Source organism: Celeribacter sp. PS-C1, assembly GCF_019429625.1.
Classification (GTDB): domain Bacteria; phylum Pseudomonadota; class Alphaproteobacteria; order Rhodobacterales; family Rhodobacteraceae; genus Celeribacter.
The window spans coordinates 410,408-424,772 of sequence record NZ_JAHXRW010000001.1 but is presented as its reverse complement, the minus strand read 5'-3'; the positions used below and the strand labels follow the sequence as shown (position 1 = coordinate 424,772).

General features: G+C 59.2%; 14 protein-coding genes. 5 read left to right on the top strand and 9 right to left on the bottom strand.

Going from position 1 to position 14,365, the window contains the following annotated elements:
* Positions 1-14: 14 nt before the first annotated feature.
* From J5Y17_RS02100 to J5Y17_RS02080, 5 genes are all read right to left on the bottom strand, one after another.
* Complete coding sequence (locus J5Y17_RS02100; protein ID WP_219783538.1) at positions 15-920, bottom strand: LysR family transcriptional regulator; 906 nt, start codon at positions 918-920, stop codon at positions 15-17.
* Between the two features lie 201 nt (positions 921-1,121).
* Positions 1,122-3,140: an FAD-dependent oxidoreductase gene (locus tag J5Y17_RS02095; protein WP_219783537.1), complete on the bottom strand. Its 2,019-nt coding sequence runs from the start codon at positions 3,138-3,140 to the stop codon at positions 1,122-1,124.
* Positions 3,141-3,239: 99 nt separating this feature from the next.
* A complete protein-coding gene (locus J5Y17_RS02090) occupies positions 3,240-3,626 on the bottom strand; it encodes a hypothetical protein (protein WP_219783536.1) in 387 nt (128 codons plus the stop codon).
* Positions 3,627-3,638: 12 nt separating this feature from the next.
* Entirely contained in the window at positions 3,639-4,412 is a 774-nt protein-coding gene (locus tag J5Y17_RS02085) for a DUF6478 family protein (protein WP_219783535.1), read from the bottom strand.
* Positions 4,413-4,520: 108 nt separating this feature from the next.
* A complete protein-coding gene (locus J5Y17_RS02080; RefSeq protein WP_219783534.1) occupies positions 4,521-5,150 on the bottom strand; it encodes a hypothetical protein in 630 nt (209 codons plus the stop codon).
* 196 nt (positions 5,151-5,346) lie between these two features.
* Here J5Y17_RS02080 and J5Y17_RS02075 point away from each other — a divergent pair, with 196 nt between their 5' ends.
* The 4 genes from J5Y17_RS02075 to J5Y17_RS02060 all read left to right on the top strand — a co-directional run bounded on the left by J5Y17_RS02075 (position 5,347) and on the right by J5Y17_RS02060 (position 9,688).
* Positions 5,347-6,264 (top strand): CPBP family intramembrane glutamic endopeptidase, encoded by a 918-nt coding sequence (locus J5Y17_RS02075; protein ID WP_219783533.1) that lies wholly within the window; start codon positions 5,347-5,349, stop codon positions 6,262-6,264.
* A 74-nt stretch (positions 6,265-6,338) separates the two neighbouring features.
* Entirely contained in the window at positions 6,339-7,298 is a 960-nt protein-coding gene (gene accD / locus J5Y17_RS02070; RefSeq protein WP_219783532.1) for an acetyl-CoA carboxylase, carboxyltransferase subunit beta, read from the top strand.
* Positions 7,295-8,569, top strand: coding sequence for a folylpolyglutamate synthase/dihydrofolate synthase family protein (locus J5Y17_RS02065; protein WP_370628821.1), 1,275 nt, complete (start codon positions 7,295-7,297; stop codon positions 8,567-8,569). Before accD ends, J5Y17_RS02065 begins: the two co-directional genes overlap by 4 nt.
* Positions 8,570-8,659: 90 nt before the next feature.
* Positions 8,660-9,688 carry an LLM class flavin-dependent oxidoreductase gene (locus J5Y17_RS02060; protein ID WP_219783531.1) on the top strand — a complete coding sequence of 343 codons (1,029 nt, stop codon included), beginning with the start codon at positions 8,660-8,662 and terminating at the stop codon, positions 9,686-9,688.
* A gap of 3 nt (positions 9,689-9,691) precedes the next feature.
* Here J5Y17_RS02060 and zapE read toward each other — a convergent pair whose 3' ends face one another.
* Positions 9,692-10,777 carry a cell division protein ZapE gene (zapE, locus tag J5Y17_RS02055; protein ID WP_219783530.1) on the bottom strand — a complete coding sequence of 362 codons (1,086 nt, stop codon included), beginning with the start codon at positions 10,775-10,777 and terminating at the stop codon, positions 9,692-9,694.
* A gap of 111 nt (positions 10,778-10,888) precedes the next feature.
* On the opposite strand from zapE, the gene J5Y17_RS02050 reads away from it, so the two are divergent.
* Positions 10,889-12,142: an MFS transporter gene (locus J5Y17_RS02050; protein WP_219783529.1), complete on the top strand. Its 1,254-nt coding sequence runs from the start codon at positions 10,889-10,891 to the stop codon at positions 12,140-12,142.
* Here J5Y17_RS02050 and J5Y17_RS02045 read toward each other — a convergent pair.
* From J5Y17_RS02045 to mbfA, 3 genes are read right to left on the bottom strand one after another with little or no spacing between them, the layout of a single operon-like run.
* Positions 12,134-12,754: an HAD family phosphatase gene (locus tag J5Y17_RS02045; protein ID WP_219783528.1), complete on the bottom strand. Its 621-nt coding sequence runs from the start codon at positions 12,752-12,754 to the stop codon at positions 12,134-12,136. The two genes, J5Y17_RS02050 and J5Y17_RS02045, sit on opposite strands and share 9 nt — an antisense overlap.
* On the bottom strand, positions 12,751-13,209 hold the full coding sequence (locus J5Y17_RS02040) for a YaiI/YqxD family protein (RefSeq protein WP_219783527.1): 459 nt from the start codon (positions 13,207-13,209) through the stop codon (positions 12,751-12,753). Before J5Y17_RS02040 ends, J5Y17_RS02045 begins: the two co-directional genes overlap by 4 nt.
* Positions 13,210-13,254: 45 nt before the next feature.
* Positions 13,255-14,232, bottom strand: a complete 978-nt coding sequence (mbfA, locus tag J5Y17_RS02035) for an iron exporter MbfA (protein WP_219783526.1) — start codon at positions 14,230-14,232, stop codon at positions 13,255-13,257.
* Positions 14,233-14,365: the final 133 nt, after the last annotated feature.

The following is a 14,365-nucleotide window of genomic DNA, read 5'->3' as shown; positions in this document are numbered from 1 at the left end:
AATTTAGGTCGCGCTCACCAGTTGTCCGGGCCTTTTTCGGCAAAAGAATGGACAAGGAAATCGATGAAAGCGCGCACTTTCGGCTGGGTAAAACGACCCGGCGGATAGACGGCATAGATGCCTTGTGTCTCAGTCGGCAAATCCGGGATCGCCTCTTCAATCAGCCCTTGCTCCATCGCATCAGCGTAGAGGAACGACGGCAGATACGCGATACCGAGACCGGAGATACAAGCGTTCAACAAAGACTGGCCGTCGTTGACCGTCAACCACCCGGCGGTGCGCACCTGACGCTTTTCACCCGACGGCGCGGTGAGCTTCCACACGGCGCCGTTCGACTGGTTGGAATAGTGCAGCAGCTTGTGCTCATTCAGATCGTCGATCTTCTGCGGGCGACCGTATTTTTGGAAATACGACGGCGAGCCGACCATGCGTTTAGTGGTTTCCGTCAGCTTGCGCGCACGCAGCGTGCTGTCTTCCAACTCGCCGATGCGCACAGCCATGTCGAAGCCTTCGGAAATCAGTTCGACATAGCGGTTGTTCAGCACCATATTCACGGTGATGTCAGGGAATTCAGACAGGAATTCGCCGAGCACCGGCGACAGATGATTCACCCCAAAATCGGTCGCAACGGAAATGCGCAAGAGGCCCGAGGGCGCAGATTGCATCGAAGTGACAAGGGCATCCGCCTCGCCCGCATCATTCAAAACACGGCGCGCGCGGTCGTAATAGGCCAAGCCGATCTCCGTCGGAGACACGCGGCGGGTGGTGCGATTGAGAAGACGGGCGCCAAGACGGGCCTCAAGCGCAGAAACGTGTTTGGAAACGGCGGATTTAGAGATCCCCATCTTCTTGGCTGCATCCGTGAAACCGCCTTGATCCACCACCGTGGCAAAGGCTTCCATTTCAGTCAGTCGGTCCATTTAATTTTACCTACGTTCTTGGCCCCTGAGGAGAATTTATCGTGGCCAAATCAGGCAAGAATGGGGAAGGCGGGGGACAATAGCGTGGTCTTTCCGGGATCGTTGAATCACAGGAAACACGGACGAAATATGACGGTTTCATAAATCTCCTGCCGAATTTTGCCGCCGGCAGGAGTATTTTTTTGCAACAAAGGAAACAGCTTAGAGGATTGCGGCAAGTCGGGCGCCCTGATCGATGGCCCGTTTGGCGTCAAGCTCCGCTGCCACATCAGCGCCACCAATCACATGGCAGGACCTGCCTCGGGCCTCCAAGACTTCGGCAAGACTGCGTTCAGACAGCTGTCCGGTGCAAAGCACGATGGTGTCGGCCTCGATCAATTGCGGCGCACCGTCCTTCGTGATCCAGAGGCCTTCGGACGTGATCCGGTCATAGGTGACGCCGCCCATCATCTTGACCGCTTTCATCTGAAGCGCGGCGCGGTGGATCCATCCCGTGGTTTTGCCGAGACGCTTGCCCGGCTTCTCGGATTTGCGTTGCAGCAGTGTCACCTGACGCGCGGGCGGTTCCGGTTGCGGACCTTGCGGCGATAGGCCTCCCCGGTCCTGCACCGGGTCGGTGATGCCCCATTCCTCTTTCCATTCGGTCAGATTGAGTGTCGGGCTGATCGCAGTGGTCAAATACTCCGCAACGTCGAAGCCAATGCCACCTGCCCCGATCACAATGGCACGCGGCCCGGCGACACGGGTGCCCCGCAGCACATCTATATAGGTGACGACATTGCCGTGCTCATCTTGGCCCGGAATCTCGGGATCGCGCGGGACGACGCCGGTCGCGATAATGATCTCATCGAAAATGGCGAGCATGTCCGCCGTAACCTCTGTGTCGAGACGCACGGTGATGTCGGAACCGGCGACGCTGGTTTTGAACCAATCAACAAGGCCAAAGAATTCCTCTTTGCCTGGCACCTGTTTGGCCATATTGAGCTGGCCGCCAAGCTCCTCGCTTTTGTCAAACAAGGTCACCTTATGCCCGCGCTGATCGGCAACGAGCGCCGCCATGAGACCCGCGGGGCCTGCACCGACAACGGCGACCGATTTGGGCGTCTCGGTAGGTGTGTATTTCAGTTCGGTTTCATGACAGGCGCGCGGGTTCACCAGACAAGAGGTGAGCTTGCCGGAAAACGTGTGGTCGAGACAGGCCTGGTTACAGGCGATACAGGGCGCGATCTCCTCGGGTTTGCCGGCGCTGGCCTTGGCAACGAAATCGGGATCGGCCAAAAACGGCCGCGCCATGGAGACCATATCGGCACAGCCCTCAGAGAGCACATCCTCGGCGACCTGCGGGTGGTTGATGCGGTTCGAGGTAATGACCGGGATCGTCACCTCACCCATCATGCGTTTGGTCACATCGGTGAAAGCCGCACGCGGCACGGAGGTGGCAATCGTCGGCACGCGCGCCTCATGCCAGCCGATGCCGGTGTTGAGGATCGTCGCCCCGGCTTTTTCGACCTCTTTCGCCAGTTGAACGACCTCTTCCCAGGTCGAACCATTGGGAATGAGGTCGATCATAGAAATGCGGTAGATAATGATAAACTCGGGCCCGACAGCTTCGCGGCAGCGTTTCACCACCTCGATGGCGAAGCGCATGCGGTTTTCATAAGAGCCGCCCCAGTCGTCCTCGCGCCGGTTGGTGTGGGTGACGAGAAACTGGTTGATCAGGTAGCCTTCGGACCCCATGACTTCGACACCATCATAGCCCGCCTCTTTGGCGCGAGCGGCGGCGGTGGCGTAATCCGCAATCTGCTTTTCGATCCCCGCCTCATCCAATTCGGTCGGTTTGAACGGCGAAATCGGCGATTTGATCGCGGAGGGGGCGATGCAGTTGGGGCCATAGGCATAGCGGCCCGCATTCAGAATCTGCATCGCGATCTTGCCGCCCTCGGCATGGACGCGGTCGGTGACTTTGCGATGGTTGGCGATGTCTTGATCCGTGAACAGACCCGCAGCGCCGGGGAACACCCCGCCTTCAGCATTGGGGGCCATACCGCCGGTGACGATGAGGCCAGCCCCCCCTTTGGCCCGTGCGGCGTAAAAGGCCGAGACCGCCTCCCAATCCCCGCGCTCTTCGAGCCCAGTGTGCATCGACCCCATCAGAGTGCGGTTGCGCAGGGTGGTAAAGCCCAGATCGAGCGGGGCCAAAAGATGCGGATAGTGGGTCATGTCGCGTGCCTCCCTTTACGCCAACCTTGGGCGCCAAAATGCGCAGGCGCAGGCGGGATGTCACCCGAAACGCGACGTCAGATCAATGTGACATCGACATCAATTGGTGCCGGTCTCAAGACAATGCCGACGGAAAGCCCGTTTCAACAGGTCCAACTCTTGCCGCAAAAGATCCATCTCCGCACGAATGTCTTCGGACAGCCCCTCGCCCGCAATCATGGACAACGAATTGAGCACCTGACCCGTGGCGCGGTCCGTCATCACAAAGGTCTGCACCCCGTCGTTGATCAACTCCGCGGGCACTGCAAAGCGAAAGAACCAGACGCCGTCGCGTTCGGTGTCCTCAGAGAGCGTGTGACCCTGCACCGGCTGATCAAGATAAGTCACTTCGATCTCCGGCAAGGTGGCGACGACATCCGGCACATGCAATTCGCCCTCCCAAATTCCCGCCTGAAGCCGCGTTTTGACCAATGTCACCTCATCCATCGCTCATATCCCTCACAGTTCAGCGCGCGGACGGCGCGACAGGGTCAAATCCCGGATGAACACTTGATTCATCTCCGGGCCTTCGAAAATCAAATCGATCCATAGCTTTTCAACCCGCTTCTCGTTGAGCTTGGTGTAAGCAAGATCGAAATCCACATGGCCTTCGTCGGTGTGAAGCGGCAACTCGCGGACCACCTGTTCCAGATTGGGGCCGTGTTTCACATTGAGACGGGCGAAAATCTCCAACCCTTTCTCCATATCCACCGCATAATCCAGCCGCACGATATGACGACGGCTCAGACCGTCACACACGTCGTCCGGCACCTCAATGGACAGCGACAAAAAGGAGCCGTCGAACCGAAACACCTCAAGACGCAGACCAAAGGGCGCAAGGTCTTCCTCTAACGTGTTGCGCACCTGTCGATAGGTCAGTTCAGAGATTTTACAATCGTGATAGAGCGTCGCCTCGGAGCCGATCAATGCCTTGTTCGGCACAGTGGAGGCGCCTTGCGGTGTAATCGGTCCGCGCCACAATTCCGGACGATGCGACCAATCGGTGTACAGCGGCAACTGCATCGCGTTCGACCCGATGAGCGGCAGCGCGAGACGTCCGTCGGCCAAAAACAGAAACCGGTCGATTTCCCAGCGCAAAGACCGTGCCTGCCCCCGAAGACGGCGCAGGGCCCGCACACTCAGCTGGTCCGCAGTCTTTGCGCGTCGCGACCAGCGCCGGGTCGAGATGGTATTGAACCTTTTTTCAATCAGATTTCTGAGGCGGCGCCGCATTCCCAAACCCTTGCTAAACTCTTCAGAGCTTTACTATGTCCGACAAAGGTTTCTACTCAACAAAGACGAGAAGATTCCAGAGTTTGGTTCCTTTTCGGCAACAGTATTTTAAAGCGGCTCGGGATTGCGGCGCTGCAGATCAGAGACAAAGCGGTCCAACAACTTGCGCAGACCCGCCTCAGGCATGGGCGCTTCGTTAAAAGGCGTGGCCGTCACAGTGACCAAACGGCCTTTCAGCACGAACAGGGCCCGCCAGTATTCGTCGCTCTGCCCGGCCAACATGTTGGGCGCGCTGTCACGGGCATGAAGCCACAGCCGCCCGTTCTCGACCTCGCTCTCGATCAACGTCACCGTGCGCGCCGATCCGCTGCGCGACAGAGCCTTGCGCCCGGTCTCGGAGGCAAAGAAGGCCTCGACACTCGGCGCATCAAAGCTCTCGTCTTGTGCCAAAGGGGCGGAGGCGGAAAGGGTCAGAACCGCGGTTTTGCCCTTGAGACTGGGATTGTTGCCACCGCTCAGGCCGGTGCAGCTGCCCAACAGGACGAAACCACCGTTAGCCCCGTCCCGGATCGAGCCGGTATCGACGCAAAACCCGCTCGGCCCTGACACAGTCAGCCCGGTGGTCGGCAACGTCACCGCGCTCGGAGGGCGCGGCCCCGTTCCCGGCGTTTCAAGGGTGCAGGCCGACAAGACAAGGGCGAAAACCGGGGCGCACATCGCCCAAAACATCTTTTTCATCGACCCTATCCCCCTTTGGACACACAGCCTCCCAAGCCGGAAGCGATTCCGGCACGGCATACAGGGCCTCTTCCCGGCTTCCAAGCCACCCCACGTCACACAGATGTGTCAATCGGCGAAATCCCGCGCTTGGTCGATTGCTTCCCCTACACACATCCCCATGCTATCGCTCGAGAAACCGTTTTCCGAGAGCTTCATGTCCGATCGCACCTCCCCCCATCCCCCCGCTCATCATCCCTATGCGCCGATCATCGCCTCGGCGATGCGTCGGCCTGAACTGTGGCGCGCGGGGCTTTCGATTGTAGGGATCATTCTGATCGGCCTCATCCTAACACCGGTGCTTTTCGCGCTCATCAGCCATTTTGCCCCCAATCTCGCCCCGTTCCAGTTCGGGGCGCGTGGTCTGGCGGTTGGGGCAACCCCCGGCGGAATGTTCACCATACTCTCAGGCTTTTTGCTGGTCGCATTTGGCACGATTTGGATGGCAAGACGGCTACACGCCCGCAGCTTGCGTGACATCACGGGTCCCGGCGCTCTCATGCGTGCGCAGTTTGTCACGACACTTAAATGGATCGTGGGCTTTACCGCGCTGATCTTTTTCCTGCCGTGGGATGGAGACACAGAAGTTGTCGCAAACCTAGAGCCCCGGACGTGGTTGTTCTGGCTCCCCTTCGCACTTTTGGGACTGATGATTCAGGTCACCGCAGAAGAGCTGTTCTTTCGCGGCTATCTTCAAAGCCAAATCGCTGGCTCCACCGGATCTTATCCGCTGGGGCTTGCCGCCTCCGCCGTTCTGTTCGGACTGGCACATATGAATGGCTCTCTGGAAGGCGTGGCCGCGTTTTTTCCCGTGATTTGGGCCATGGGGTTTGGCCTTTTGGCGGGTGATCTGACCATGCGCTCCGGCACCATCGGTCCGGCCATCGCCCTTCATCTCGTCAACAATGTCAGCCCCATCCTCTTGGCGGCACAACAGGATATGATGTCTGGCTTCGCGCTTTTCGTGCAGACAGAGGAGCCATCCGTGCTTTTGGCCGACCCGAAAGTGATGGTGTTTCAAACGCTCCTGTTGATCACAAGCTGGCTCGTCGCGCGGCTCGCGATCAGGCGTTGATTGCAATTCATCCGCAAGAGGCTTATCTGGGGCCACAAGTAACGCCCCGTCACGTAACGTCCAAAGGCCCGCGCATGAACTGGATCTCGAACTACGTCCGCCCGAAGATCAATTCGCTGTTCTCGAAACATGAGACGCCGGACAATCTTTGGACGAAATGCCCGGAGTGCGGCACCATGCTGTTCCACCGCGAATTAGCGGAGAACCAGAACGTCTGCACCAATTGCGACCACCATATGCACATCACGCCGCGGGCGCGGTTCAAGGCGATGTTCGATGGCGGCATTTTTTCCGAGGTCAAAGTTCCCGAGCCGATTGAAGACCCTCTGAAATTCCGCGATCAAAAGAAATACCCGGACCGCATGCGCGCCGCCCAGAAATCCACGGGCGAGAAAGAAGCCATGCTCGTTGCCGAGGGTGAGATCGGTCGCACGCCTGTCGTGGCTGCGGCTCAGGATTTCTCATTCATGGGCGGCTCCATGGGCATGTATGTCGGCAACGCCTTCATCGCTGGCGCAGAGCGCGCGATTGAATTGAAACGCCCCTTCATCATGTTCTCCGCTGCCGGTGGCGCCCGGATGCAGGAGGGGATTCTCTCCCTGATGCAGATGCCGCGCACCACTGTGGCGATTGAAATGCTCAAAGAGGCGGGTCTGCCCTATATCGTCGTCCTCACCCACCCGACCACGGGCGGCGTGACGGCGTCTTACGCGATGTTGGGCGATGTGCAGATTGCCGAACCCAACGCGCTGATCTGTTTCGCGGGTCCCCGTGTGATCGAACAGACGATCCGCGAGAAACTGCCCGAAGGCTTCCAGCGCGCCGAATACCTTTTGGATCACGGCATGCTCGACCGCGTCACACATCGCACGAAAATGAAGGACGAGCTGGTCACCATTCTGCGGATGCTGGGCGGCCTGCCGCCAGCGGTTGCGGGCGAATTGCCTGCGCCGAAAGCGGAAGAGGCTCCGGCAGAACCGGCCAAATCTGAAACGCCCTCCGCCAAGAGCGGAAACAAGGACGCGCAAAAGTGACCGCCCAAAATTCCGACGTCATCCTCGACCGGCTGATGTCCCTGCATCCCAAGATCATTGATCTTGTCCTTGATCGTGTCTGGCGCCTTCTTGACGCTTTGGATCATCCGGAGCGCAAATTGCCGCCCGTGATCCATATCGCGGGCACCAATGGCAAAGGCTCCACTCAGGCGATGATCCGCGCTGGTCTTGAGGCGGCGGGCAAAAACGTCCACGCCTATACCTCGCCGCATCTGGCGCGGTTTCATGAACGCATCCGTCTGGCCGGAGAGCTGATTTCCGAGCCTGACCTGATGGACGTGCTCGAAGAATGCGAACGCGCCAATGGCGGTGAGCCGATCACCTATTTCGAGATCACCACCGTGGCCGGCATCCTCGCCATGTCGCGGGTGCCAGCCGATTACACCCTGTTGGAAGTGGGCCTTGGCGGGCGCCTCGACGCCACCAATGTGATCGAGGCGCCTGAGCTGTCGATCATCACACCGATTTCCATCGACCACACGCAATTCCTCGGCGAAACGCTCACCGCAATTGCGGGCGAGAAGGCCGGGATCATCAAACGCGGCGTGCCCTGTGTTGTCGGCCCGCAGCCGGACGAAGCTTTGGACGTGATCGAAGCCACCGCCGCCCGCCTCGGCGCACCTTTGCTGCGCTACGGTCAGGAATGGCATGTTTGGGAAGAGCGTGGCCGGTTGATTTTCCAAGACGAAACCGGCCTGCGAGATCTGCCCTTGCCGCGCCTTCTTGGGCATCACCAGATCATCAACGCAGGCGCCGCCATCGCTGCGCTGCGTCACATGGGCTATGGTGACGACGCGCTTGAGGCTGCCCTCACCGACGCCTATTGGCCTGCGCGCATGCAGCGCCTGAAAACCGGACCTCTGATCGACGCAGCCCCCAAGGCCGAGCTTTGGCTCGATGGCGGGCATAACCCGGCGGCAGGGATCGCCCTTGCCGAAGCGCTGGATCGCCTGCCCAAGCGCCCGACCTATATGATCTGCGGCATGCTCAGCACGAAAGACGTCAGCGGCTATCTGCGTCCACTCAAAAGTCACACGGAACAGCTGATCGCCGTATCGATCCCGGATTCTCAGGCCACGTTGTCGGCGCATGAAACCGCCGAGTTCGCCCGCGCCGAAGGGTTCGACACGTTCGAAGCCGACAGCGTGCTCTCCGCGATCCAAGGCATCGTCGCGGACCATCCAGAGGCGCGCATCCTGATTTGCGGATCGCTCTACCTCGCGGGGCATGTGCTGCAAACCAACGGCTAAGAGCGTTTCGAACAGCTTCTGTGCGCCCGCGCGTGTTTGCGTTTGGGCACACACACCGTATCTCTGTCTGCAAGTGTAAGGAGACAGGACATGGCTTTGGAATTCGGCGTAGACACATTTGGCGACGTCACATGGGACGAAAACGGCAATGATTTGCCGCAGGGTCAGGTCATTCGCAACGTCATCGCGGAAGGCGTATTGACCGATCAGGTCGGCCTCGATGTGTTCGGCCTTGGCGAACATCACCGCCCGGATTTCGCCGTCTCCGCCATCGAACCCGTGCTTTCCGCCATCGCCGCGCAGACCTCGAAGGTTAAACTGACCTCCGCCGTCACGGTCCTCTCCTCCGACGATCCGATCCGGGTGTTTCAGCGCTTCTCCACGCTGCAAGCGATCTCCAATGGTCGCGCCGAGATCACGCTGGGGCGAGGCTCGTTCACCGAAAGCTTTCCGCTCTTCGGCTTTGATCTCTCGGATTACGAAATGCTGTTCGAAGAGAAATTCGAACTGTTCAAACTTTTGACCACGCAAGACAAAGTCAGCTGGTCAGGACGTCACCGCACCGCGTTGAAACAGCAGGCGGTCTACCCGCGTCCCGAACGCCCGATCCCCGTCTGGCTCGGTGTTGGCGGCACCCCGCAATCGGTGGTGCGCGCGGCCACCAACGATGTCTCCATGACGCTTGCGATCATCGGCGGCAGCCCCGCGCGGTTCAAACCCTTTGCCGATCTTTACCGCGACGTGCGCAAGCAAATGGATGCGCCGATGTTGCCGCTAGGGGCGCATTCGCCGGGGCATATCGCCAAGACGGACGCCGAGGCCCGCGATCGCTATTTCGACGGCTACCGGATCATGCATCAACGCATCGGCCGCAGCCGCGGCTGGCCGCCTTTGACGCGCGAGGCCTTTGAACATGAGGTGGATCACGGCGCGCTCTTTGTCGGCTCGCCCGAAACAGTCGCACAGAAAATCGCGGCCACTGTCTCTGTGCTGGGGCTAGATCGTTTTGACCTTAAATATTCCGCCGGTCCTGTGAGCCATGACGCGATCATGGACACGATCCGTCTCTACGGCGAAGAGGTCGCACCGCGCGTGCGGGAGATTTTGGCAGGGAAGTAAGTCTTAGGACTTACTATCCTCCCCCCAATCTTTATCTTGCATCTCCCGCAACCGCGAGGCGGTACGTTCAAACTCGAACGCCCCTGCGCCTTCGATATAAAGCCGCTCCGGCTCATCGACGGCGGTGCAGACCGTGCGCACTTTGGCCTCGTAGAGCGCGTCGATCAAGGTCACGAACCGCTTCGCCTCGTTGAAATTGCCACGCGTCAGACGCGGGATGTCTTCGAGAATCAAAAGCTTCACCGCATCGGCGATCACAAGGTAGTCCCCCGGCCCGAACATCTGACCGCAAAGATCCCAAAATGTCGCCCGTGCGATGCCGTTGTGGAACTTTGGCAGGACCACATCACGGCCTTTGACCTTAAGCGTCAGGCTCTCTGTCGCGCCGCCGGTCAGGTCGTTCCAGATGTCGTTGATCGTCGCGCGCACATCACCCGTCACCGGATGGAAATACACGGGCGTCCCAGTCAGGCGCCCCTGCCGATAATCCACCGGCGAATGCAGGTGATGCACCTCGAGCTTCTGTTTCAAAATCTCGATGAAGGGCAGGAACAATTGCCGGTTCAGCCCGTCCTTATAAAGATCGTCCGGCACACGGTTGGAGGTGGTGACCACGGTCACACCCTTGGCAAACAGCCCCTCGAACAGCCGCCCCACGATCATCGCATCGGCGATGTCCGTGATCTGCATTTCATCAAAGCACAAGAGTTTGATCTCATGCGAAAGCTTATCGACGACGGGCGCAATGGCGTCCGAGGTTCCGGCCTTGCGCGCGGCCTCGATCCCGGCCTGGACCTCTTGCATGAAGGCGTGAAAATGCACGCGGCGCGCGGGCACGGGAGAGTGTTCATAGAACAGGTCCATCAGCATGGATTTGCCACGCCCCACACCGCCCCATAGATAAAGCCCCAGCACGGCTTCGGGCTTTTTGCGACCACCGATCAGGGACATCAAGCCCTTCTTCGTCGGCAGATTGGCAAGATCGGAGCGCACCCGCTCCAACAGCGGCAAGACCGCCTCTTGCGCCGGATCGGCGCGCAGCGTGCCTTCGGCCACACGGGCCGCGTAAATGTCCATCAACGTTGTCATGCCCCGTTCCTACTGCGCGCCAACGCATAAGGAAAGATGATGCACACCATCTTGATCATTCGATTGACCGCAAGCTCAATTTTGCCGAAACCTGTGGCAAAGGAGACCCCGATGTCCCAAACACGCACGCCCCTCATCACGCCCGTCCTCATCGCCGGCTGTGTCGTCATCGTCATCAGCTTTGCGATCCGCGCGTCTTTCGGCGTATTTCAGATCCCGATTGCCACAGAATTCAACTGGCCCCGCGCCGAGTTTTCTCTGGCGATTGCGATCCAAAACCTGTTTTGGGGCATCGGCCAGCCGATTTTCGGCGCCTTGGCCGAGCGCATCGGGGATCGCAAGGCGATCATTCTGGGCGCTGTGACCTATGCGGCGGGACTTGTGTTGTCCTCTATGGCGGTCTCACCGCTCGCGCATCAATTCTACGAAACTCTCGTGGGTTTTGGTATCGCGGGCACCGGTTTTGGCGTAATTTTGGCCGTCGTGGGCCGGGCCTCAAGTGATGAAAACCGCTCAATGTCCTTGGCCATCGCCACCGCGGCGGGTTCCGCCGGTCAGGTTTTTGGCGCACCTTTGGCCGAGTGGCTGTTGAGCTTCATGTCCTGGCAGAACGTATTCCTGCTGTTCGCCGCGTCCGTGCTGGCGTCTCTCGCCGTCCTGCCGATGATGCGCAGCCCGGATGTCGCCAGCAAAGCCGAGTTGGAAGAAAGCCTTGGCGCCATTCTCGGCAAGGCCTTTCGTGACCCGACCTACACGCTGATCTTCCTTGGCTTCTTCTCCTGCGGCTATCAGCTCGCCTTTATCACCGCGCATTTCCCGGCGCTTGTGACCGAGATGTGCGGCGCAATTGACCCCTCTGGCACTTTGGCCTCCCTAGGCGTTTCGACGACCTCCGCCTTAGGCGCTGTGTCGATCTCTCTCATTGGCCTTGCCAACATTGGTGGCACCTTGTTTGCCGGCTGGCTCGGCAATCGGTTCTCTAAGAAATACCTGCTTGCAGGCATTTACCTCGGCCGCACGCTCGCAGCCGCCGTCTTTATCGCCCTCCCGATCACACCCACATCAGTGCTGATATTCTCCGTCGTTATGGGCGCGCTATGGCTGGCCACCGTGCCGCTGACCTCGGGGCTCGTCGCACATATCTACGGGCTGCGCTACATGGGCACGCTCTACGGGATTGTGTTCTTTTCCCACCAATTGGGCGCATTTTTGGGTGTTTGGCTCGGCGGGCGTTTGTACGATCTCTATGGCGATTACACCCTTGTCTGGTGGGTCGGTGTCGGCATCGGTGCGTTCTCCGCGATCGTGCACCTGCCAGTCAAGGAAATCCCCTTGGGGCAACGCGCAGAGCGCGCGTTAAGCTAAGTCTTCCGCCGTCAAAAGCCCCTCTGAGATCAGCCGTGCGGCCCAGCCGTCCGGCCCCTCGAACACATGCGTCTGCCATCCGCGCGAGGCGGCGGTGGCAATATTGTCCTGCCGGTCATCGGTAAACAACAGGCGCTCCGGCACGATTTTACAATCGGCTTCGACCATCTCGAAAATGATGGAATGCGGTTTGACGCAGCCCATCCGCCCGGAGACATAGCGCCGGTCAAACTCCATCAGAAACGGGTATTGAGTTTCGGCATACTCAAAGCTTTCGACCCCAAAATTCGTCAGTGCAAAAACCGGCACGCCTTTGGCGCGCAGAGCCCGCAAAATCTTGACCGAGCCAGGAATCGCAGGCGTCGCCATTTTGATCCAATCGAAATACCACATCAGGATTTCGTCTTTGAACTCAGGATATTGAGCGGCACAGGCCTCGATTGTCTTGCGGAAATCATGACCCTGATCGACCAGATCATTCATCGCATGCAGATCGACCGCCTCGAACATCGCCTTGCGCCGGGCTTCGCCAATCACCGCATCGTAATGCCGCTCCGGCTGCCATTCGATCAACACGTTGCCGATGTCGAAAATAACCGCCTCAATCGTCATGTCGCATCCCTTTTGGCGCCCTGCACGGCGCGCTCCAAAGCATCCAGAAAACGCGAGCGATCCGTTTTTGAGAACGGTTTGCCGCCGCCCTGTCGAAACGGGTCCGCCGCGCGCAGGTCATACATCAGATCCCGCGTCGCCAAAGCATTGCCGATGTTGGACGGCGTGAACGCCTCACCATCGTGCTTGAGCGTGCGTGCCCCTGCCTCGACTGTTTTCGCGGCCAGAGGAATATCGCCCGTGACCACCACGTCTCCGCGCCCCGCGTGCTCCGCGATCCACATGTCGGCCACATCCGGCCCATCGGGCACAAAGACCATCTCGACATAGGGATTTTGCGAAGGCCGAAGCCCACCATTGCAGACGAGCAGGCACTGGATTTGATGCCGCGTGGCGACTTTTTCCACCTCGGCTTTCACGGGGCAGGCATCAGCATCGACATAAATCTTGGTCACGGGGTCCGTCTTTTCTGGCGTCTTTTTCGTGGCAATAATACTCAATCAGCCGCCGCCGATGAGCACGCCCGCAGCGAACACCAGAGCGCCCCCGAACACAACCTGAAATGCCGCGCGCATGAAGGGCGTGTTCATATATTTCTTTTGAATCCAAGCGATGGACCAGAGTTCAATGAACACCACCGCCATGGCAATGAAGGTCGCGGTCCAAAAATGCGGGATCAAATAGGGTAGTGCGTGCCCCAGGCCACCCACAGTCGTCATCACACCCGAAGCAATGCCGCGTTTCATCGGCGAGCCACGGCCCGAGAGTTCACCATCGTCAGAGGCGGCCTCGGTGAAGCCCATCGAAATCCCGGCACCGACGGAGGCCGCCAAGCCTACGAGGAAGGTCGTGTGCGTGTCCTGCGTCGCGAAAGCGGTGGCGAAGATCGGCGCGAGGGTCGAGACAGAGCCATCCATCAATCCCGCCAAACCCGGTTGCACCCAGGTCAGGACAAACTGGCGATGTGCGGTCTTTTCCTCTTCGCTGCGGGTCGCATCGTCGAGATGCTCCTCCTCCAGCTCACTCGCACGTCTGTCGTGACCGGCCTCCGCTGCCGCTAGCCGCCCAAGAAGCGCCCGTGTGTCGGCGTCCTGCGTGCGCTCCGCCGCTTTGCGGTAAAAGGCCTCGGCGCCCTGCTCCATCGCGTGCGCTTCTTCGCGGATACGCTCAAGGCCGAGGTTGCCGATCAGCCAAACAGGATTGCGTGTGTAATAGCCCGCAACGTGTTCGCGACGAATAAGCGGAATAACGTCTCCAAACCGACGCTTGTGCAAGGCGATCAACGCCTCTCTGTGCCCGTCCTCCTCTTCGGCCATACCATCGAAAATCTTGGCGCTATCCGGGAAATCGGCCCGCAGATGTTCCGCATATTGCCGATAAATCCGCGCGTCGTCTTCCTCCGAGGAAATCGCCAGAGCGATGATTTCCTGCTCGCTGAGGTCGGAAAAGCGTTTACGATTGGCAATGGCGGGGAACATGGGCATCTCCGATTTAGAATGGTTCTAAATTAGTAAGACCTTGCACAGTCTGCAACAGAAATTGCCACTCAGAAGGGAGAAATTCTGCACTTGCGAAATCTAAACTGATCTGTTTAGATTTTAAAAAGCCCCA

Bases quoted from the DNA above. Each gene is read 5' to 3' on its own strand.
- J5Y17_RS02100 (WP_219783538.1), bottom strand. From the start codon at position 920: ATGGACCGACTGACTGAAATGGAAGCCTTTGCCACGGTGGTGGATCAA.
- J5Y17_RS02095 (WP_219783537.1), bottom strand. From the start codon at position 3,140: ATGACCCACTATCCGCATCTTTTGGCCCCGCTCGATCTGGGCTTTACC.
- J5Y17_RS02090 (WP_219783536.1), bottom strand. From the start codon at position 3,626: ATGGATGAGGTGACATTGGTCAAAACGCGGCTTCAGGCGGGAATTTGG.
- J5Y17_RS02085 (WP_219783535.1), bottom strand. From the start codon at position 4,412: ATGCGGCGCCGCCTCAGAAATCTGATTGAAAAAAGGTTCAATACCATC.
- J5Y17_RS02080 (WP_219783534.1), bottom strand. From the start codon at position 5,150: ATGAAAAAGATGTTTTGGGCGATGTGCGCCCCGGTTTTCGCCCTTGTC.
- J5Y17_RS02075 (WP_219783533.1), top strand. From the start codon at position 5,347: ATGTCCGATCGCACCTCCCCCCATCCCCCCGCTCATCATCCCTATGCG.
- accD (WP_219783532.1), top strand. From the start codon at position 6,339: ATGAACTGGATCTCGAACTACGTCCGCCCGAAGATCAATTCGCTGTTC.
- J5Y17_RS02060 (WP_219783531.1), top strand. From the start codon at position 8,660: ATGGCTTTGGAATTCGGCGTAGACACATTTGGCGACGTCACATGGGAC.
- zapE (WP_219783530.1), bottom strand. From the start codon at position 10,777: ATGACAACGTTGATGGACATTTACGCGGCCCGTGTGGCCGAAGGCACG.
- J5Y17_RS02050 (WP_219783529.1), top strand. From the start codon at position 10,889: ATGTCCCAAACACGCACGCCCCTCATCACGCCCGTCCTCATCGCCGGC.
- J5Y17_RS02045 (WP_219783528.1), bottom strand. From the start codon at position 12,754: ATGACGATTGAGGCGGTTATTTTCGACATCGGCAACGTGTTGATCGAA.
- mbfA (WP_219783526.1), bottom strand. From the start codon at position 14,232: ATGTTCCCCGCCATTGCCAATCGTAAACGCTTTTCCGACCTCAGCGAG.